The sequence below is a fragment of the Niastella sp. OAS944 genome (genome assembly GCA_024809215.1).
In the GTDB taxonomy this organism is placed as follows: Bacteria; Bacteroidota; Bacteroidia; order Chitinophagales; family Chitinophagaceae; genus Niastella.
Genome location: JANUBW010000014.1, coordinates 97,693 through 117,702, shown reverse-complemented (window position 1 = coordinate 117,702; position 20,010 = coordinate 97,693). Strand labels below are relative to the sequence as shown.

Here is a 20,010-nt window from a genome sequence, read left to right as displayed (position 1 = left end):
AGTGAAAAACACTTTTGCATTCGATATTTTTTTGTTAGAATGATTATACTATTTATATTCGCGCCCCGATTTTAGTTCCCGGGAACAACCACTAATCGGTCTTCTGCACGCTGCCTATTCTTTATCAGCCTCTGCTCCAGATCCCGCTTCAAGGGATTTTTCTTTTCAATTAGCTGATATTAAAAATTAAACAATTATGCAACCTTTTCCCGTTGTGTGCTCAACACTGAGTGCCTCACATTTAGCTGCGTACCTGCAGCAACAATATCATTTGGGGGCAGGCACTACCTGTCGTTTATTGCGTGCAGCCATTAACCATGTTTATTTGGTAACAGATGATTTACAGAAATATGTTTTTAGGGTTTATAGTTTAAACTGGCGGTCTGAAAAGGAGATCGCCGAAGAACTCAGGTTGTTAGATCTGTTAAGGAAAAATGATATCCCCGTTTCCTATGCTTTGCCCGATCCGCAGGGTAATCTTATTCAATACATAACTGCACCTGAGGGTATGCGTATGGGTGTTTTGTTCTCCTATGCAAAAGGCGAGAAGACGCTTAATTTTTCTGAAGCGCTTCATTATAAGCTGGGCCAAATAATGGCGCGTATGCATCAGGTAACATTGGGCCTCACGTTAGAGCGGGTGCAATATACACCCCGGGTAATGCTTATCGATTCTTTTGAGTTACTAAAACAATACCTCCCCCCCGATACCGAAGAAGGGCAATGGATGCAAAAGGTGCAACCATATTTGTTACAGCAATACCTAAACGCACCGGCGCATTTATTACGGAAAGGTGTCCTGCATCTTGATATATGGTTTGATAACCTGAATATTCATAACAATGAAGAGGTTACCATCTTTGATTTTGATTTCTGTGGTAATGGCTGGCTGGTGCACGATCTGGCTTATTATATAATGCAGATCTACAATACCGAAAGAGAGCCTGGAATGTACGAGTTAAAGCTCGATCACTTTTTGAAGGGATATGAATCTATTACACCTATTCCCGAAGAAGAAAAGAAACTGATACCTGTTATCAGCGTAAGTTTTTATTTCTTTTACCTGGGGGTTCAATGCAGCCGCTTTGAAAACTGGACCAACTCTTTCCTGAACGAAACTTACCTGAAGCGGTATGTTAATTTGGTAATAAAGAAACTGTATAGTTTTCATCAGTTGCCCGAACCGGTATAATAAATTAGCGGCTCTCTTTGCGGAGAGCCCACCTTTTTTATTATAGCCTGGATTAATATATAGCTATTCATGTTGAAAACTACTCTTAGCTGGACAATGCATATAAACACTGATAAGCGGCGGTTTGAAGATGCGTTATATAAGGAGATTAAATACCGGAACTCTTTCCATAGTTTCGAGCATAGCGCTCATTACGAGGGGCGGATGTTTTCAGAGTCTTCATTCTTTATTAGTAAACAAGAAAGCTATAATAAAGTGGACCGGCTAAATGGGAAAATAATAGAGGATGCCGAGGGGCTTTTAGTTGAACTGGAGTTGCGTCCTTCATTTCACCGCGTTGGATTCTATACAGCTACTTTTGTCTTTTCTGTGCTCGCATGCTATGGAATTGGTGGGCTTATATCAGATTTAATACAGGATTTTTTTCTTTTAAGTATTGGGGTTATGCTTTTGCCGGTGTTCCTTGGTATTTTATGGTTGGCGCAAAAAGTAAGACGCATTACCGACCTTGGTTCAAAAGCCATTTTCATTGATATGCTGGCCGATATTGAAAAACAGGCCTTATAGGTATTACTTACTCCCCCTTCAACGCCATTTTATACGTCTTCAAACAACGCTTGCGCGCCATTTCATGATCAACCATTGGTTGGGGGTAGGTGAGCTCCTCAAATTCAGGTACCCATTTTCGTATATACTTTAATTCGGGGTCAAACTTCTTTGTTTGTAAATACGGATTGAATATTCTGAAGTAAGGCGCCGCATCGCAACCGCAGCCTGCCGCCCATTGCCAGTTACCATTATTGCTGGCCAGTTCAAAGTCGAGCAGCTTTTCGGCAAACCAGGCTTCGCCCCAACGCCAGTCAATTAGTAAATGTTTGGCCAAAAAGGAGGCTGTTATCATACGAACACGGTTATGCATAAAACCTGTTTCGTTTAACTCACGCATACCCGCATCTACAATAGGATAGCCGGTATTTCCTTTGCACCAGCGCGCAAATTCATCTTCATTGTTCCGCCACTTTATAAAATCATATTCTGCTTTAAATGCCAGCCCCTTACCTACATGCGGAAAATGCCAGAGGATCATTTGAAAGAAATCGCGCCAGATAAGCTCACCCAAATAAGTTTCATTCAATTTCATGGCTTTTTGCGCCAGCGCTCTTACACTAATAGTGCCAAACCGCAGGTGCATGCCAAGGTGGGTAGTGCCTTCAATGGCCGGAAAGTCGCGTTGTTTGTCGTATTTTTTAATGATGCTGTTATCAATGTCATCCGGAGGAAATAAGGCAGCTGTTTTATTAAACCCCATCGCTTTTAATGAAGGTATTGCCTTTGCTGCCACCTTATAAAAATTGTTATGATACTTTTCGGTAGGGTAGCTTTTCAAATAGAATTTATTCAGTGTGGCCTTCCACTTTTTACTATAGGGAGTGAATACAGTGTAAGGTTTGCCATCATCTTTCACTACTTCATCTTTTTCAAAGATCACCTGGTCTTTATAGGTATGAAGCGTAATGCCGTTCTGTAACAAAAAGCCGGCAATAGTATTATCGCGTTCAAGGGCGTAGGGTTCATAATCGTGATTGGTGAATACCTTTTCTATTGTATACTGCTGCACCAGCTTTTTAAAAGCATCCATGGGTGTACCATGAAATACCACAAGGGTTGAACCCAGTTCATTCAATTGTTGTTGTAGCGTAGTAAGGGTATTATGAATAAACTCAACCCGGCGATCGTCCTGTGAAGGCAGCTGATCGAGGATGTTGGTATCGAAAATAAAAATGGGCAATACCGGGTTGCTGCTTTTCAGTGCATGGTATAAACCCGCATTGTCAGTTAATCTCAGATCTCTTCTAAACCAAAATATATTAATGGGTGTGTTGGCCATTGTTCAATGGATTGATTATCTCTTTAAACAACCGGGCGGTAAGTTGATTGGAATAGGTTTTATTACGGAACTCACTTACCCATCGAATACCATAGAGGGCATTGGTAAGAAAAATTTCAGTGGCGGCCTCCAGGTCTTCGGCGGTGCATATTTTTTCCTGTACCGTATAGCCGGCCTTGGATAATTGCATAAGCAAATATCGCCTCATTACGCCGCCAACACCCCCTTCGGTAAGGGGCGGGGTGTAAATAGTGTTATTGTGTATGCGAAAAACGTTTGCAATGGTACCATCGCATATGCGGTTATGTATGTTCAACACCAGGCTATCGTTCAATTGATGTTGCCGGGCGTGTTGTGCAGCCATAACATAAGGCAGGTAGTTGTTAGATTTAATGTTGGCCAACTGATCGCAGCTTTTTTGTATACCCGGGCAAACATCAATCTTCAATCCGGTTAAATTAAAGGCCAGGTACTCGCTTGCCAGTGGTTCGGCCTGAATAACTATTGAAGCATGTGCATCATCAGTGGTGAACAACGTACCGTTACCCCGTACAATGGTTATACGAACCCTGGCGGCGCCATTGATGTTGTTTTGACTACACAGGTCGAGGATCATTTGGGAAATATAATCTGGCGTATAATGCTCTTGTAGCTTCAAACCCAAAATAGCCATTCCCTGGTTCATACGCTCCATATGTAAATCGAACAGGGGCATTCCTCCATGTACCACTTTAATGGTCTCAAACAATCCATCGCCAAATCGAAGGCCGCGGTTGCCGGCAGTAAAAATGGGCGTGCTATCGGGTATTATTTCCTCATTGTAAAACAGCCAGTTGTTCATATGGTGAAGTTCTGGAAAGAATACAAATGCACAAAAGGACAATATGTCTTATTTGTTTGATTAAGGTCAGCTTCGGGTCTTGTTATTGCCAGTATGCAGACAAATACATTTTTAACGAGTATGTTTCACATACAAAACAAAGCTCAAACAGAACGTTTCCCTGGGCTTGGTCTGCGTTTGGTCTGGGTTTGGTATGGGGTTGGTCTGCGTTAAACTATAAGAAGACCCAAAGAAAACTGCAAGGAGGTATGAAGTAGGGGCAAAAAAAATCCGATCCCGAGAATATCGAGACCGGACTTTTACAGACATTTTGACTGATGGAACGTGAGCTATTTTAGTCTTGGGCTATTATACCATTTTTAACCGCGTACATAACCAGGCCGGCCATTGATTTGGCGCCGGTTTTGGTTTTGAGTTTGTCACGGATAGCTTCCACGGTACGGGGGCTGATCTCTACGATATCAGCGATTTCCTTGGTGGTTTTCTCTTCGCACATCAACTTAAGCACTCTGATCTCTTTTTCGGATAAGTTTACATCCTGGGGCCCGGCCACATCAGTGCGTTTTGTACGCAAACCGGTGAGCAATGCCTTGTTGGTAAGCTCATTAAAAAAGAACTCCTGTTCGAAGCACGTTTTAATGGCCTGGTAAATGGTTTCCGAATCAGAGTTTTTGGTGAGGTAAGAGTTGGCACCAATTTCCATAAGCTTACTGATCATTGAATGATCATTGTGCATGGAGAGAATGATAACTTTTGCTTCTGGCCGAAGTTTGCGAATCTCAGGCAGTGTTTGAATGCCATCCATAATAGGCATTTGAATGTCCAGCAAAATAATGTCTGGTTCGATGTGTCTGAGCAGGTTTAAGAGCTGCATGCCGTTGTCGGCTTCGGCTATCAGCTCTACATCCCTTTTAGCAGCCAGGGCTGTACGGACTCCTGCCCTGAATAGGGCATGGTCGTCGGCAATGGCTACTCTAATAACGCCTTCGGTGTCAGGTTTTTTCATGCGGGTTGTATTTTTTTATAAGATAAGGGATTGAAAATGTCTGTTTACACCTTTCCAATTTCGCCCCCAAAGTCTTAAATTTTCGTGACAAATACTATAGCAGATTTACGAAATTATATTATTTCGGAATATACGTAAAACAAATTGCAAGGTAAGTTTACGACGTATATGTGTATTTCACCTGCTGCGAGTATGTGAATCTTACTAAATCCTTCGGTAAATACTGAATAAATTAAATAGGGCGTTTCTGCTCTTGTCCACATAGTTATACACACCTATTTTTGGATAGAAGTTGATTGACGGGGATTGGCAACCTCGTATCGTCCAAAGTCCTTATAATTCAACCGTCCAAAAGTCATTCTGATATCCAAGAAAAACCGGCAAAATCCAATGTCAATCAACTTTTTGCCTTTTACTTTTAGTCAATATAACGTCCCTGTAAAAACACGCGCACATCCGTTCTCTCTTTATCCTTCGTAAACCTTTGAAAACAGCGTACCCGTAATCAATTCCTGGAAAGGCCTGGCTGTTTTTGGCTCGTATTAATCCCTAGCTTATGGAATCAATTTCAGAGAACCTTGTCGAGAACCTTTTGATCCTCTGAAAAGTATTTTAACTGTTGTTGGTTAGAGCTGTGTGTAAAATTTACTATGCCTGCTTTTTTTTTCGTGCATAACGGTACGGCAAAATAAAGGCAGGCATTTTTCTTTCCTTTTGTGGGAAACGCTGTGAATAACGTTGAACGTCATAGATTTATTTAGAATAAATGTAAATGTGTATAAATATCAGGGTTTCATGTTTCACCGCTATTGGGAATTCAGCTGGGCCTGCATTCTTTTCACCCGGTCTTCGAGTTTTTCCGATGTAAGGTTTTCGCGCATACTATCTACCTTAATAGGAAAACAGAATGGGGTTAACTGCTGTGGAAATGTGATTATGATCTTCGATTGCTGTACCCGTTCTAACATATTGCGTAGTCGTACTTCTTCCATTTGTTGATCGAACACTTCCTGGTAGCTTTGGCGTAATAGTAGATTACCCGGTTCATATTCTGAAAATACATTGAATAACAACGATGCGGAAGATTGTAAATGCCGCGCCTTCTTTTGCTCGCCGGGGTAACCCTGAAATATCAATCCACCAATTACTGCAATATCCCTGAACTTTCGTTTTGCCATTTCTGTTGCATTGGCGCTGCGCTGAATATCGGCCAGTAAATTATGAGGAGTGAACAATTCGTAAACATTGGTGTCGTCGACCGGTATAGGTTGATCGCTCAACAGTTCGAACCCATAGTCGTTCATGGCAAAAGAAAAAGTAATAGGTGTTATTTTACTTATACGCCAGGCCAGTATGGCGGCCATAGCTTCGTGTACCAGCCGCCCCTCAAAAGGATATACGAATAAATGGTAACCGTCTTTGGTTTCAATGTGTTCTATTAATAGTTCATTGGCGCCTGGAACGTGTGATAGTTGTTCCTGAAGCTGGAATAAGGGTTTTAGAACCTGGAGTTCAATATCCGGCAATCGTGAATCGGTAATCGGCAATTGGTCGTGAAACGGCAAACGTGAAACGTGAAAGGATTCCCGCAGCGGCGTTTCCCCTACTGATGGCTTCTGATCTGTTTTCTTGGATTTTTTTTCTCTTATTTCTGATTTCTTACTTCCTACTTCTGCTTCATGACCTCGCCTACACTCTTTCAAATTCCTAGCCTCTTCAAATTTTTCACGAAGTTTCTTACCCAACTTAGCGCTCAGCGGCATACGGCCGCCCTGCCAACTGGGGACTATCGACTTTTTGGCGTTTGATTTACGCACCAACGCCGTCATATCTTTAATGGTCACCAGCTCCAGCTGCCGGCCCGCCAGGGTAAATACATCGCCGGGCGACAGGCGGGTAACAAACCATTCTTCTATAACCCCAATAAATCCGCCGCTTACAAATTTCACCTTCATCATTGATTCGCTTACGATGGTACCAATATGCATGCGGTGCCGCATAGCTATGCGGCGGCTGGTAATACGATACAGGTCGTCAATGATCTCTACTTTTTTATATTCATCATATTGCGCCAATGCATTGCCGCCGGTGGTAATAAATTCCAGAATGGCCATCCATTCGTTGTGTGTTATATCGCGGTAGCAGAAGGTAGAGCGTAGTTCTTCGAGAATTTCATGGGGCCTAAAGCCGTCTGAAATGGCCAGGGTGCTCAGGTATTGTATCAGTACATCAAAACACAACACCATGGGTTCGCGGCTTTCAATAAATGTTTCCTCCACGGCGCTTTTGAGGGCAGCGGCTTCAACCAGTTCGAGCGAATGCGTGGGCAGAAAATAGATCTTACTTACATCGCCGGGTGCGTGGCCGCTTCGGCCGGCGCGCTGTAAAAAGCGGGCAACCCCTTTGGGCGAACCAACCTGTATAACAGTTTCAACAGGCCGAAAGTCAACGCCCAGGTCAAGACTGGCGGTACAAACCACTGCTTTTAACTTACCGGTATGCAGGGCTTCTTCAACCCAAATGCGTAATTCCTGTTCAATACTGCCATGGTGCAAGGCTATGGCGCCTGCCAGATCGGGGGCCGCTGTTAATAATGCCTGGTACCATTGCTCGCTCATGCCCCGGGTATTGATGAATATAAGGGTGGTGCGGCTTGTATTTAATATGGGCAGCACTTTATGTATGAGCTTTAAGCCCAGGTGGCCGGCCCAGGGATATTTTTCAATTTCATCGGGGATGATAGATTCTATGACAATGTCTTTGCGGATGTTGGCTTTTACTGTAACGGCGGCCTCGTCCCGGCTGGCCTCCCCCCGGCCCCCTCCGGTGGAGGGGGAGCTGGCAGACTCGCCACTAATCTCTGTCTGTCTCTCTCTGCTTATTGCTGAATTGTTATTGAGTATTGGTGATAGCAAAACTTCTTTTGCCTGATCGAGATTACCTATCGTTGCAGAAATACCCCATACTCTTAATTGCGATTTGCAGATAGCCACCAATCTCGAAACCGCCAGTTCAACCTGTACGCCTCGTTTTGAACCAATAAGCTCATGCCATTCGTCAACCGCCAGTATTTGCAGGTTTTCAAAAACAGCTGGGTACCCTTTTTGCGCTAATAGCAGATGCAGGCTTTCGGGGGTAATGATAAGCACTTCGGGCATTTTGCGTTTTTGGCGCTGCCGTTCGCTTATGTCGGTATCGCCGTTGCGAATACCTACTTTCCACTCCATATTCAGTTCGTTGATCACTTCATCCATGGCTCGGCCAATATCCTTGGCCAATGCCCGTAATGGGGTTATCCATAACAATTGCAACCCATTATTGCCTTTTGATTGCCAGTTATCGGGGTGTTTATTAATAAAGTCAATGATGGCGCCCAGAAAAACGGAAAATGTTTTTCCGCAGCCGGTAGGTGCATTTACCAGTCCGCTTTTACCATTAATAATATGTTGCCAGGTTTCTTCCTGAAAGGTGAACGGATGCAGGTTTTTATTAGCCAGCCAATTAGCGATGATCTTATATCCGGTAGAATTTTGAAGCCTCATAACACAAGGGCATGTCAGCAACACGAACCGTGTATTGAATGCCTTTTCCTTTGCGAAGTAATTTAGCACTTTTTGGCTGGAAGGGGGAGGGGAGTTTATAATAGGGTAGTCTCTGATTGGGAAAAAATTTCCTGTACAGGGAATTAAATAGGTATTGGTATATGTTTTCCCAACATGCCTAAGTGTATTTCATTAATGATGGCAAATGGATGTAAGTGTAATAAATACAGATAATTAAGCGGTGGGGGAGAAAAGACAACCGGCTCAGGTATGCCCTGTAATTGTAAACTGGCCTGCGATTGGTTAATGTTTGCACGCAACTTAACCCCTGACCCGCATGAAACTATTTTGTAACCCGGCCAATATTCGTTGGTTATTGGCAATTAATATGGTGGTGTTTGCCACCAGGGTGGCTACCGCCCAATGCCCGGCCGGCAGTACGGCCAATGCTACCGGAACAATTAATAACGGACAAATCACCTGTATCACAACAGGTGTAACCAGTGACATTACTTTAAACAATGGCGCCAAAATGGTGATCATTAGTGGAGGCACTTACTCAGGAAACATTTCTACCAATAATGGATCTACTATAGAAATTCAAATGGGTGGGCAGTTCTCTCCTAACCAGGCGAATACTTTTTCTGCCGCCGTAACCAACAATGGCACCGTTACAATAAATAACATTTCGCTAAGCAACGGCGCCTCATTCGTTAATAATGGCACTTTTAACTGGAACAGTAATTGGAACCAGGGTAGCGTTACACTCGCCATGACAAATAGCGCTTGTGGCACCATGACCTTTGCGCAGGGTACAACGGTAGCCAATAACTCAACGGTTGATAACTATGGCGTAATGAATTTTACAAATAGTTTTGGCATCAGCAGCGGCTCTAAAGTCACTAACCGGGGAAGAGTAAACGTAGGGGGCGACCTTAGTTTAACCGGAACTTTCTACAATGAGAATATAGCTGTATTCAGGGGCAATAATAATAACATAAGCAGTAGTACAGTTTCTGATTCACTGGTAAATACCGGTAAGATCGTTATTACAGGCGCGGTAACTTCTTCTATTCGTACCCGTAACGATGGGTTGTTTAAAGTGAATGGTTCATATACCATCAATGGAAGTACTTTTAATGTTAATAACAGTACTGCCCAATTGCGGGTAGGTGGTTCATTCTCTAATAATGGAACACTAACGGGAAATGGTAGTTTATATGTGGCTGGTGGTATTGGTAACAACGGCGCTATTGCCGGCTACGGCGCAGGTGCACAACGACTCACGGTTAATGCAGCCAGTGTGCCTGGCACGCAGAGCAACCTGATCTTTAATACTTCACTGGCTGCTGTTGATACAACTTTGTACAATCCACCATTAGATAATCCGGCATCATGTGCTGTGTTGCCCATAAGACTATCATCGCTGCAGGCGGTTTATAATAACGGCCGGGTACAATTGAACTGGCAGGCCCTGATGCAATTTGATGTACGTTCTTTTACCATTGAATATAGCCAGGATGGCAGTTTGTTTACTGAAGTAGGTGAGCTGGCTAAAACCGGCGCCAATGATGCGGCCACACCGTATGTATATGCACATACGCCGGCTGTAACAGGCACCCTTTATTACAGGGTGCGCGAAACCACTGTTGATGGCGCTGTGTATTACAGTAATATGGTAACTGTAAAAACCGGGAATATGCTTTTGACAAACACAGAAGTGTTCCCCAATCCTTTTAAAGATAATTTGCAAATAAGTATGCAACTGGAGAAAGCCGGAATGATTCAGGTAGCGCTGTACGATGCCAGTGGCCGGTTGGTAAAAAGGTCTCAGCAGACAGGACTGGTGGGACGTAATACCATCGCTATTGGTAATTTGTCGGCGCTGCTACCCGGTGTTTATCTCTTGCAGATAAAAGCAGGCGAACATATTGCAATGCAGAAGCTGACTAAATGATGTTACACGAGGGTTATTTTGCACATCAGGCCCCGCTTATGGCGGGGTTTGTTTTTTGGGGCCTTTTCAACTCCTTGTCAACTTGTTAACCTGTTAACTCGTCAACTTCATCACAACGTCTTCATATATTCTATCACCGCCTTCCTCTCCTTCTCCGTTAATTTATCACCAAACGTATGACCATAATTGCCATAGCCGGGCAGGTTGGTATTGTAAATATGTTTGCCGCCTGGTTTTTCTTCTTTGGTATACTTCCAGCCAATTTTTTCATAATCATATTCCTGTTTGTTGAAATCGCGGCTCCAGTATTTGGGACGAAGGTCGCTGTTAAGCAGGGCTTCAAGCGTTGGTACAGATGCGTTGTGCAAATAAGGCGCTGTAACCCAAATACCATCGAGCGGTGGTGCAATGTATCCTTCAAATGGCTCCAGCCGCGCAGGGTGATCGCCAGAAGTAAACCAGCTTTGATTAAACCAGTTCACAAACTGCGGACTGCTATAATTGCTTTTATATAACAGCGAATCGGTTTGAATGATTGCTTCGGGAATCAGCAGGTTCGGATATTTTTCTGCAGCGCCATAGGTGCCATGGCAGCTTGAACATTTTTTATTAAAGATCTTTTCGCCTTCGCTGGCAAGCTCGGCATTTATAGTGCCGGGATATTTAGGAGGCTCCAGCGAATAGATATATGCGAGCAAATCGGGCATATGGCTATCTACTTCGTGCGATTCGGCAGTATCGTTCACCGTTAGCAGGTTTGAAGCCATTAAGAAGCGACCGAAATCGCCACGCCCAAAGCCATTATAGAACATGGCGTTCTTTTTCTTCAGCAACCACCATGGTGGTACATCGGAAGGAACAACCCCGTCAGGGATCTGCAATTGCGGTTCTGCATTCCATTTAAAAGTAACGGGGTCGCGATGCGCTACCAGCACGGCTGCCAGCCTGTCGGCTGTGTTAACACCCTGTACTTCGGCATGAAGGTAGGGAGTGATGGTTTTAGCTACGTCGAAAAATGGTTTAGCAGCTTTGTATTTATTGGGCGCAGTCAACTTTAACATGCTCTCTGCGGTCTTCAGCCGGCTGACGTTCAGCTTTTCGTTTTCTGTGAAATCACTGAAAGAATTACCAAGACCCATTATCAGTTTGTTGTCGAACACCTGGGCATGGCATTGCATACAATTAGGTGCTACCAGTATTTCACCGTTGGCAGAAGTAATAGCTGTGTATTCGTGGGAAATATCTTCGTTTTTCCCTGTGCGTTCAAGGTAATTGGTTCTGCTTTTACCCATACCCAGTTTGAACATGTTATACGGGATGCCCCCTTTTACATAATCGCCGGTTGTAAGGTACTCATAACCTTTTTGCACGTTGCCACCGGTGCGTTGTGCACTGGGCGGAACAGGAACAGGCTCATATATGCCATTAGTGAGCACAGTTGTAAATGCTACGCCGCTGATGACGATCAGCGTCAGAACTAACCATTTCTTCATTCGAAAATCCCCCTTAATTGATACTCTAAGTTACAAAGTAAGTTTTTTACATGCTGGTTACTGATTGCTTTTAAGAATAAGAAGTACGATGTAAGAGGTAGGAGGTATGAAATTGAAGTAAGAATCAAGGAGTTAGTGAGGTGCTTTGGATTGAAGAAAATGTTAAATGGTGAATTACGTGAAACGTGAATCGGCAATCGGCAATCGGCAATCGGCAATCGGCAATCGGCAATCGGCAATCGGCAATCGGCAATCGGCAATCGGCAATCGGCAATCGGCAATAAGTTTCGGGCGGTGCAAGGTCGTAAATAAATCTGAACACTCGCGAGCCACTCACCACTCACCATTCACGCCCTCACTTTCCATACAACTCAAGCATTTTCTTCAGATCCTCAAGCGTATTTATATCTGTAGGCAACTTATCAGTTCTCCAACGACTTATGCGGGGGAAACGTAATGCCACGCCCGATTTGTGGCGATTGCTGGCTGCTATTCCTTCAAATGCTATTTCAAACACCAGTTCGGGTTTTACGGTGCGTACTGGCCCGAACTTTTCGAGTGAATTCCTTTTTACAAATGCATCTACCTGTGCAAATTCTTTATCGGTCAACCCGGAATAAGCTTTGGTAAACGGCACCAGTTTGTCGCCATCTTTTACTGCAAACGTGTAATCGGTATACAGGTTACTGCGTCGGCCAGCGCCTTTTTGTGCATATACCATTACAGCATCGATGGTGAGGGGATCGATCTTCCATTTCCACCAATCGCCGCGGCGGCGGCCAACCTGGTAAGCCGATGCCTTTCTTTTCAACATCAATCCTTCGCTATTGATGTTGCGGCTTTGCCCGCGTTGGGTGGTCAATTCATCCCAATTGCTGAATGTAACAATAGGGGATAGTTGCAACCAGGGGATCTGCAAACCGGTGATGAGTTTTTCCAGTTTGGCGCGGCGTTCTGATAAGGCGAGGGCGCGCATGTCTTCGCCATTCAGTTCAAGCAGATCATAGGCGAACAATCCAACGGGCGCCTCCTGCAGATTCTTTTTAGTGATATTCTTACGGCCAATGCGGGTTTGCAGTACATTAAAGTTTAGTACCTGTCCGTCTTTATAAGGAAGAATTTCGCCATCGATAACAGTGCCGTTTGGCAGTATACTTTGCAATATGCTGTACTCGGGAAACTTGTCGGTAATAAGATCTTCGCCCCGGCTCCAAACAAACAGCTGATCATTTCTTTTTATTACCTGGCCGCGAATGCCATCCCATTTCCATTCAGCCTGCCAATCGGCCGGCTCGCCTAATTCGATGAGCGGCGTTTCAAGCGCATAAGCCAGGTAGAAAGGGTAGGGTTTTGAATGATCTGTTTGGGTAGCCTGCTCACTTAGCAATTGTTCAAATGTGGTGGTGGCGGGGTCCCAATTACCACTGATGCGATGGGCAATAATATTGGCATCGAGTTTAACCGTACGGGCCAATGCATTCACCATAAGCTTTTGCGATACGCCCACACGAAAAGTACCTGATAATAATTTGTTGAATACAAACCGCTCGCGGCTGCTCAGTTCCTGCCACGATTGTATGATAAATGTTTTCTTTTCTTCTTCGGTTGCTTTTTCTAATTGCTGGAATTTTTCAACGTAGTAGTGAAGTGGTTTGGCGCCCTCCCGGACCTCCCCCTGGCCCCCTCCAAAAGAGGGGGAAAAACAACCTTTTGTTTCTGGTATCAATAGGGCAATGGTCTCCGACAGATCGCCTACTGTATGGTAACATTCCTGAAATAGCCATATGGGCAGGTTCACCATTTCGGTGCACCACACTGCCAGCTGGGTGCCGCTAACGGTACGGCGTGGCCGTCGGCCACTGAAAAGGGCAATCACCCATACTTTATCTTTTTCATTACCATGCGTGAAGTATTCAGCCAAGGCCTGAAGCTTTTCATTTGTTTTGGTGCTACCACTTAGTGTGTATATTAGTTGAGCAAATAGATGCATAAGTCATAATGTGATAATGTGATAATTTGATAATGTGATAATGCCTCTGTGCGGCCTTCCATTTAAATAGGAGGGCCTGCAATTACTTAGCCTGTTGCACATAAGGAATTGTCACATTATCACATTAGCTAATTAGCTAATTGTGCTTCCTCTTCTTCTGTTCCAAACTCTGTTTTTACCTCCGCAGCCTCTATACCTATTTCATTCAAATACCTGCTGAACACCGATTGAAAGCCATGGGTAATAAATACTTTTTGTGCACCGGTGGCTTTAACGGCCTGTAACAATCCATTCCAATCGGCATGATCACTAAGTGCAAAGCCGGCATCGGCATTTCTGCGTCGCTGGTGGCCGCGCACCTGCATCCAGCCACTGCAAATGCCCGTGCTATGTGGAGTAAAGCGCCGCATCCATACACTGCCATCTGCCGATGGGGGTGCAATAACCACACTGCTTTTAAATGTTTCTTTAGGCATTTCGGGTGTAATGCGTTGTACAGCTGGCAACTTCCAGCCCGCCTTCAATAATGTTTCATGCACATTCCAAATGGCGCCGTGTACATAAATATTGCCGGTAACTTCTTCCAGTGCTTTTAAGATGCGTTGCGCTTTGCCAAGACTATAACCTATCAATACAGAAGTTTTACCGGCCACTTCATTGCTGCGCACCCAGTTTTGTATATCGTGAAATATTTCGTGCTGCGGTTTCCAGGTGTAGATGGGTAACCCGAATGTTGATTCTGAAATAAACGTATTGCAGGCAATGGGTTCAAACACGCCACTGAATCCGTCATCTTCAATTTTATAATCGCCACTCACCACCCAAACCTCGCCTTTGTATTCAATCCGTATTTGCGAAGAACCAATGATATGTCCGGCAGGATGCAGCGATACCGTAACCTCATTCATATACACTTTTTCGTTCCATTCAACAACCTGGTAGCTGTTGGGCCCTAGTCGCAGTTGTAATAAAGGCAGTGTGTTACGATGGCAAAGGTAGGCCTGGCTGCCGGGACGGGCATGGTCGCTATGGGCATGGGTGATCACCGCTTTTTCAACCGGTTGCCAGGGGTCTATATAGAACTTGCCCTGCTCACAATAGAGTCCTTTATCTGTAAAGGTTATTAGTGGCATGAGGAAGCCAGTTTTGAGTTCTTAGTTCTTAGTTCCTTGTTTCAAGTTACTGTAAAAAAAGTTGTGCCATCCCGATTTATCGGGATGGCACAACTATATATTTAACTAAGAACTTAAAACTAAAAACTAATAAACAGCCTTCAACGCCCCATCTAATTTCTTAACAAAGTACAGTTTTTTGTTTTCGAAATAATCGAGGGTCATGGTAGCTCTGTTGATCACTGGTTGTATATCAAACTCACCACCAAAGAGCATATATTTTTTATCGCTCAGGCTTGAACCCAGGTTGTGGCCGTACAGCTTTAATAAATGCGCAAAATGGTATAGGGTTTCGTAACCACGGAAAACCATATCCGATGGGCGTGAGTAGAACGTTGTCTTGAAATTCTCATATACCGTTGACGCCTGTTTACCAGCGGGTGCAATATAGAACGCGGTGCTGTAAACGATCTCCAGATTCTTGTATTGCGATTTGTCGAAGTCAACCTGGTCCCAGGTTGGCATACCAATAACCACATTAGGGCTACCGGCTTTACTTAACAATGCCAGCTGTTGACAAAGTGGTTGAGCAAAGGCAGGATCTATGCTTCCGGCCACACAAATATTCGGTTTTTCATCATCGAGATATATCGACAGTTTATCCTGTGTAAAGTTATCTTCGAGGGTTACGTATTTTATTTTCAGCTTTACTGCGGTTGTTTTTTCAAACTCTGTAAAGTAATTCTTTACGCGATCATCGCCTTTCTTTCTGAATACGATAATGTCCTGTAAAGAATAATTCTTTTGCAGGAACCGGTAAATGCCTACGCAGTGCGTTTGCAGGGTTGGGCTAAGAATAACATAGTACGGGTTATTTGTAATACCCTGGTCGTTCGGCAGGCTGGCATTGATAAACGGGATATTTAATGTAGCAGCAAGGGTTGCAAACTTTACCGCTTCTGTTGCGTCTTTTACCTGTCCGATCATAAGATCGGTTGTTTTGAATTCTTCACTGGCAACCAGGGAGTCGAACTGTTGCTGTGGCGCTCTGGTATCATATACATGAATATCGAGTTCGATACCTTCTTTTCTTAAAGAATCGATAGCCAGTTCTGCGCCTTCCCAAAATTCGAGGCCTGCGCTAGCAATGCGGGGAAAGGTTTTAGCGTCGTACCGGTAATTGCCAGCCACATCAAAGGCTGAGTCGAGATACAGTGGTGTAAAGATCGCTATGCGTTGACGACCGGTGGTATCTGTTGGCTGTGCCATTACAGGTTGCACCGTTGTTGTGGTTGTAGTAGTTGCAGGCTGTGTAGTTGGTGTAATTTGAGCAAATACAGGCGCTACCAGAACCATAACAAGGCATGAAAGCGATAATACGATCCATTTTTTCATCATAGGGAATGCTTTATAGACTAACTGTTGTAATGTCATTTATATATTCACACATCCCATAATACAGCATTGGTCATTCAAAGATGTGCCACGTTTATCTTAAGCAGAGCTGGAAAAACGTGGCACACATTATTATATTATATAAACTTAGACGTTTACTCCCATTCTATCGTTGCAGGCGGCTTACTGCTGATGTCGTAAACCACCCGGTTAATGCCTCTTACGTTGTTAATTATATCAGTCGAAATATGTGCCAAAAATTCATAAGGGAGGTGAGCCCAGTCGGCAGTCATACCATCAACCGAGGTAACGGCACGTAAAGCTACGGTGAACTCATACGTTCTTTCGTCGCCCATTACGCCAACACTTTTTACGGGCAGTAAAATAGCGCCTGCCTGCCAAACCTGGTCGTACAGTTTATGTTCTTTCAAACCCTGTACATAGCGGTGATCGGCTTCCTGTAGTAATTGTACTTTTTCGGGCGTTATTTCTCCCAGAATACGAATGGCCAAACCGGGGCCGGGGAACGGATGGCGGTTCAACAGATCGGCGGGAATTCCCAATTCGGCGCCTACGCGGCGAACTTCATCTTTGAACAGGAAACGCAAAGGTTCTACCAGTTCAAGATGCATGATATCGGGCAGGCCACCTACGTTGTGGTGCGATTTGATGGTTACTGAAGGACCATGTACAGAAACGCTCTCGATCACATCGGGGTAAATAGTACCCTGTCCCAACAATTCAACACCTTCAAATGATTTGGCTTCCTGCTGAAACACTTCAATAAACAAACGGCCGATGGTTTTACGTTTTGCTTCAGGATCGGTTTTCCCTGCCAGCTGATCGTAAAACATTTGTTTGGCGTTAACGCCTTTAACGTTCAGGCCAATGGTCTTGTAAATGTCGAGCACCTGCTCAAACTCATTTTTACGCAGTACACCATTGTCGACAAAAATTCCGTAGAGGTTGTTGCCGATGGCTCGGTGTATAAGGGTTGCGGCAACAGTTGAATCAACACCGCCACTCATAGCCATGATCACTTTGCGGTTGCCGATCTGTTTTTTCAGGGCGTTAACGGTGTCGGTGATGAAGTGGGCGGGCGTCCAGCTTTGCTGGCAGCCGCAGATATTTACGAGAAAGTTCTTAATGATCTTTTTACCTTCTACCGAATGGTATACTTCGGGGTGGAACTGTACACAATACAGTGGGTTGGCGTTTGCTGCGCCATTCTTTTTAAAGGCGGCGAAAGGAATGCTGTCGGTAGTGGCCAGTACATTGAAACCGTCGGGCATTTGCAGCACGGAGTCGCTATGGCTCATCCAAACCTGCGATTGGTCCATCACATCTTTCAGCAGAACGTCGTCGGTTTGCTTATGCATCAGGGCGCGGCCGTACTCGCGTTTGTTACTTTTGGCCACCTGTCCGCCAAATTGTTTGGCAGTTAACTGGGCGCCATAACAAACACCCAGAACGGGCAGTTGCTGGTGCAGGGCTTGTACGTCTACTTCCGGGGCATTGGGATCGTTCACCGAGAAGGGGGAACCCGACAGGATTATACCTTTCAGCGAAGGATCAATTTCAACTTTTTTGTGATAGGGAATTATTTCGCAATACACGTTGGCCTCCCGGACGGCCCTGGCAATCAATTGAGTATACTGACTGCCGAAATCGAGAATAAGAATCTTTTCCGTCATGGTGGTGCGAAGGTAAGAAAATACAGCTTAAAGCCGAAAGCTGAAAGCCGAAAGCCAAAGGCAAATACAGAATACGGCCTAAGGATGAAGGCTGAAAGCCAAAGGCCAATAAAAGCGTAAAGCGAATACGACTGCAAGCCGTAAGCCCAGGGAAAAGTGTCCGCTAATTGGTGAGGGATACATTGTACTCCTCGCACCAGGCATTGAACCATACTTCCACATCTCCTTTTTCCCTAAAGTTTTCTACAGGATTTCCATTTAAATTGAGCACACCATCTGACTCACGATCAAAAGTAAACCTAACGCCATACTGTCCGCCATTGCCATTTGTGCTACCATGGTAAAATGGAAAAGTGGGATTCTGGTATGTGGTAGTTATGCCCGAAGCAATGTTAATAACCTCTACATAAAAAACGCCGATACCGGCGGGGTTGTCGATGGTGATGTGCGGACCACATTTTTTAAAGGGCGCAGGTTTTCCAGAAAAGGACAACATGAAGATCCCAAGCAGGATGGGAAGGATAAGTTTATTCATAATTAAGATTTTGATTTCTATAAGGCCCGGCTGTTCCTGCCAGGCTAATTGGTAATGTTTACATCGTATCCTGAACCGCACCATGCATAGAAGGATGTTTCCACGCTTCCTTTTTCCCTAAAATTTTCTATCGGATTGCCATTTAACTGTAGCACACCATCTGAGTCATGATCGAAAGTAAATCTGATTATATACTGTCCCTGCATGCCCTGAATTTCAACATGGATAAGAGGAAATGTTGGATTATAGTACGTGTTACTTACACCCGCAGAAGTGTTTATTATTTCTACCATCCTAACGCCCATACCTGCAAGGTTATCAAGATTGATACCTGGACCGCATTTTTTTACGGGAGCTGTTGTGCCGGAAAAGAACATTGCAAAGATCCCAAGCAGAATGGGAAGGATAAGTTTATTCATAAATAAGGTTTGATTGAAAGTTACGGCAAACTATTAAACTGTATGTTAAGAATTGATATCTGTGCCAATATTGGCGATAAGTGTGCAGAAAGCGCCAATAACTGTGCATCTCCGTAACATTTTCTGCCTCTACTGCGTCAAATAACGCAAAAACCGGTTAATTTGAACCACTTAACAATTTAAACCTGTCACAATGAGAAAATGGACTTTACTTTTTGTATTCACCTCCCTGCTGGCCGCAAGCTGTGGTTCTATCGGTAACCGCGAAAGCGTAAACGGAAATGGCCAGGTAACTTCAGAAAACAGAAATCCGGGCAATTTTACAGGGGTATCAACATTGGGCAATTTAAACTTATATGTTGCTATAGGCAGCACCCCCTCGGTAAAAGTTGAAGCCGAGAGTAACATTTTACCTTATATAGAGACTTATGTTGAAAACGGCAGCTTAACGGTAAAGGCGAAAAATAATGTTAACCTGGTTAACATTAAGCCAATTAAAGTGTACATAACCGCACCGCAGCTTAGTAAAATACATTCCCAGGGCATGGGCGACATTGAAGGACAAACCGCCATAACCGACCCGTCGAAACTGGAAATTGAATTGCAGGGCGATGGAAATATAAACCTCGATGTAGATGCTCCGGAAATAAAAGCTGTTGTTACCGGAATAGGCAATATTCAGTTAAAAGGGCAGTCGAAAAACGTTGAATGTAAAGTGGTGGGCGAAGGAAATATAAAAGCAATGGATCTGCTAGCAGAGGAAGCAACAGTTAGTATATTAGGTGATGGTGATGTTGACGTAAGTACCAGTGTAAAGCTCGATATAAATATCACCGGCAATGGTAACGTAAAATATAAAGGGAATGTAACCCCCAGTAAAAGCGTAACCGGTAGCGGCAATATAACTCAGGTACAATAAAATATATTCAACAATATAACCAAACTA

15 protein-coding genes are annotated in these 20,010 nt (G+C 44.1%); 4 read left to right on the top strand and 11 right to left on the bottom strand.

Annotated features, from left to right (window positions below; all coding sequences use genetic code 11):
• Window positions 1–196 precede the first annotated feature (196 nt).
• Window positions 197–1,192, top strand: a complete 996-nt coding sequence (locus GGD38_RS35750) for a phosphotransferase enzyme family protein (RefSeq protein ID WP_375303626.1) — start codon at window positions 197–199, stop codon at window positions 1,190–1,192.
• Between the two features lie 69 nt (window positions 1,193–1,261).
• Window positions 1,262–1,759 carry a hypothetical protein gene (locus tag GGD38_RS35745; RefSeq protein WP_375303625.1) on the top strand — a complete coding sequence of 166 codons (498 nt, stop codon included), beginning with the start codon at window positions 1,262–1,264 and terminating at the stop codon, window positions 1,757–1,759.
• A 7-nt stretch (window positions 1,760–1,766) separates the two neighbouring features.
• Here the strand turns inward: GGD38_RS35745 and GGD38_RS35740 are convergent, their stop codons facing one another.
• The 4 genes from GGD38_RS35740 to GGD38_RS35725 form a co-directional block, all read right to left on the bottom strand.
• A complete protein-coding gene (locus GGD38_RS35740) occupies window positions 1,767–3,080 on the bottom strand; it encodes a cryptochrome/photolyase family protein (RefSeq protein ID WP_375303624.1) in 1,314 nt (437 codons plus the stop codon).
• On the bottom strand, window positions 3,061–3,921 hold the full coding sequence (locus tag GGD38_RS35735; RefSeq protein ID WP_375303623.1) for an aminotransferase class IV: 861 nt from the start codon (window positions 3,919–3,921) through the stop codon (window positions 3,061–3,063). Before GGD38_RS35735 ends, GGD38_RS35740 begins: the two co-directional genes overlap by 20 nt.
• Window positions 3,922–4,255: 334 nt before the next feature.
• Window positions 4,256–4,927: a response regulator gene (locus GGD38_RS35730; protein WP_375303622.1), complete on the bottom strand. Its 672-nt coding sequence runs from the start codon at window positions 4,925–4,927 to the stop codon at window positions 4,256–4,258.
• A gap of 806 nt (window positions 4,928–5,733) precedes the next feature.
• Complete coding sequence (locus tag GGD38_RS35725) at window positions 5,734–8,469, bottom strand: ligase-associated DNA damage response DEXH box helicase (protein ID WP_375303621.1); 2,736 nt, start codon at window positions 8,467–8,469, stop codon at window positions 5,734–5,736.
• 337 nt (window positions 8,470–8,806) lie between these two features.
• Between GGD38_RS35725 and GGD38_RS35720 the strand changes: the two genes are divergently transcribed.
• Window positions 8,807–10,426, top strand: coding sequence for a T9SS type A sorting domain-containing protein (locus tag GGD38_RS35720; protein ID WP_375303620.1), 1,620 nt, complete (start codon window positions 8,807–8,809; stop codon window positions 10,424–10,426).
• A 110-nt stretch (window positions 10,427–10,536) separates the two neighbouring features.
• Here GGD38_RS35720 and GGD38_RS35715 read toward each other — a convergent pair whose 3' ends face one another.
• The 7 genes from GGD38_RS35715 to GGD38_RS35685 all read right to left on the bottom strand — a co-directional run bounded on the left by GGD38_RS35715 (window position 10,537) and on the right by GGD38_RS35685 (window position 19,064).
• Window positions 10,537–11,919, bottom strand: a complete 1,383-nt coding sequence (locus tag GGD38_RS35715) for a hypothetical protein (protein WP_375303619.1) — start codon at window positions 11,917–11,919, stop codon at window positions 10,537–10,539.
• A 355-nt stretch (window positions 11,920–12,274) separates the two neighbouring features.
• Window positions 12,275–13,909, bottom strand: coding sequence for an ATP-dependent DNA ligase (locus tag GGD38_RS35710; RefSeq protein WP_375303618.1), 1,635 nt, complete (start codon window positions 13,907–13,909; stop codon window positions 12,275–12,277).
• A 128-nt stretch (window positions 13,910–14,037) separates the two neighbouring features.
• The gene (locus tag GGD38_RS35705; RefSeq protein ID WP_375303617.1) at window positions 14,038–15,042 is read right to left on the bottom strand and encodes a ligase-associated DNA damage response exonuclease; all 1,005 of its coding nucleotides are present in this window, start codon (window positions 15,040–15,042) and stop codon (window positions 14,038–14,040) included.
• Window positions 15,043–15,168: 126 nt separating this feature from the next.
• A complete protein-coding gene (locus tag GGD38_RS35700; RefSeq protein ID WP_375303616.1) occupies window positions 15,169–16,419 on the bottom strand; it encodes an amino acid ABC transporter substrate-binding protein in 1,251 nt (416 codons plus the stop codon).
• Between the two features lie 152 nt (window positions 16,420–16,571).
• A complete protein-coding gene (gene guaA, locus GGD38_RS35695) occupies window positions 16,572–18,110 on the bottom strand; it encodes a glutamine-hydrolyzing GMP synthase (protein WP_375303615.1) in 1,539 nt (512 codons plus the stop codon).
• 163 nt (window positions 18,111–18,273) lie between these two features.
• Window positions 18,274–18,645 carry a hypothetical protein gene (locus GGD38_RS35690; protein ID WP_375303614.1) on the bottom strand — a complete coding sequence of 124 codons (372 nt, stop codon included), beginning with the start codon at window positions 18,643–18,645 and terminating at the stop codon, window positions 18,274–18,276.
• Window positions 18,646–18,689: 44 nt separating this feature from the next.
• Window positions 18,690–19,064, bottom strand: a complete 375-nt coding sequence (locus GGD38_RS35685; protein WP_375303613.1) for a hypothetical protein — start codon at window positions 19,062–19,064, stop codon at window positions 18,690–18,692.
• 193 nt (window positions 19,065–19,257) lie between these two features.
• Here GGD38_RS35685 and GGD38_RS35680 point away from each other — a divergent pair, with 193 nt between their 5' ends.
• Window positions 19,258–19,983, top strand: a complete 726-nt coding sequence (locus GGD38_RS35680) for a head GIN domain-containing protein (protein WP_375303612.1) — start codon at window positions 19,258–19,260, stop codon at window positions 19,981–19,983.
• Window positions 19,984–20,010: the final 27 nt, after the last annotated feature.

What these genes read in the sequence shown, in the direction of transcription:
- GGD38_RS35750 (WP_375303626.1), top strand. Translation starts at nt 197, where the DNA reads ATGCAACCTTTTCCCGTTGTGTGCTCAACACTGAGTGCCTCACATTTA.
- GGD38_RS35745 (WP_375303625.1), top strand. Translation starts at nt 1,262, where the DNA reads ATGTTGAAAACTACTCTTAGCTGGACAATGCATATAAACACTGATAAG.
- GGD38_RS35740 (WP_375303624.1), bottom strand. Translation starts at nt 3,080, where the DNA reads ATGGCCAACACACCCATTAATATATTTTGGTTTAGAAGAGATCTGAGA.
- GGD38_RS35735 (WP_375303623.1), bottom strand. Translation starts at nt 3,921, where the DNA reads ATGAACAACTGGCTGTTTTACAATGAGGAAATAATACCCGATAGCACG.
- GGD38_RS35730 (WP_375303622.1), bottom strand. Translation starts at nt 4,927, where the DNA reads ATGAAAAAACCTGACACCGAAGGCGTTATTAGAGTAGCCATTGCCGAC.
- GGD38_RS35725 (WP_375303621.1), bottom strand. Translation starts at nt 8,469, where the DNA reads ATGAGGCTTCAAAATTCTACCGGATATAAGATCATCGCTAATTGGCTG.
- GGD38_RS35720 (WP_375303620.1), top strand. Translation starts at nt 8,807, where the DNA reads ATGAAACTATTTTGTAACCCGGCCAATATTCGTTGGTTATTGGCAATT.
- GGD38_RS35715 (WP_375303619.1), bottom strand. Translation starts at nt 11,919, where the DNA reads ATGAAGAAATGGTTAGTTCTGACGCTGATCGTCATCAGCGGCGTAGCA.
- GGD38_RS35710 (WP_375303618.1), bottom strand. Translation starts at nt 13,909, where the DNA reads ATGCATCTATTTGCTCAACTAATATACACACTAAGTGGTAGCACCAAA.
- GGD38_RS35705 (WP_375303617.1), bottom strand. Translation starts at nt 15,042, where the DNA reads ATGCCACTAATAACCTTTACAGATAAAGGACTCTATTGTGAGCAGGGC.
- GGD38_RS35700 (WP_375303616.1), bottom strand. Translation starts at nt 16,419, where the DNA reads ATGATGAAAAAATGGATCGTATTATCGCTTTCATGCCTTGTTATGGTT.
- guaA (WP_375303615.1), bottom strand. Translation starts at nt 18,110, where the DNA reads ATGACGGAAAAGATTCTTATTCTCGATTTCGGCAGTCAGTATACTCAA.
- GGD38_RS35690 (WP_375303614.1), bottom strand. Translation starts at nt 18,645, where the DNA reads ATGAATAAACTTATCCTTCCCATCCTGCTTGGGATCTTCATGTTGTCC.
- GGD38_RS35685 (WP_375303613.1), bottom strand. Translation starts at nt 19,064, where the DNA reads ATGAATAAACTTATCCTTCCCATTCTGCTTGGGATCTTTGCAATGTTC.
- GGD38_RS35680 (WP_375303612.1), top strand. Translation starts at nt 19,258, where the DNA reads ATGAGAAAATGGACTTTACTTTTTGTATTCACCTCCCTGCTGGCCGCA.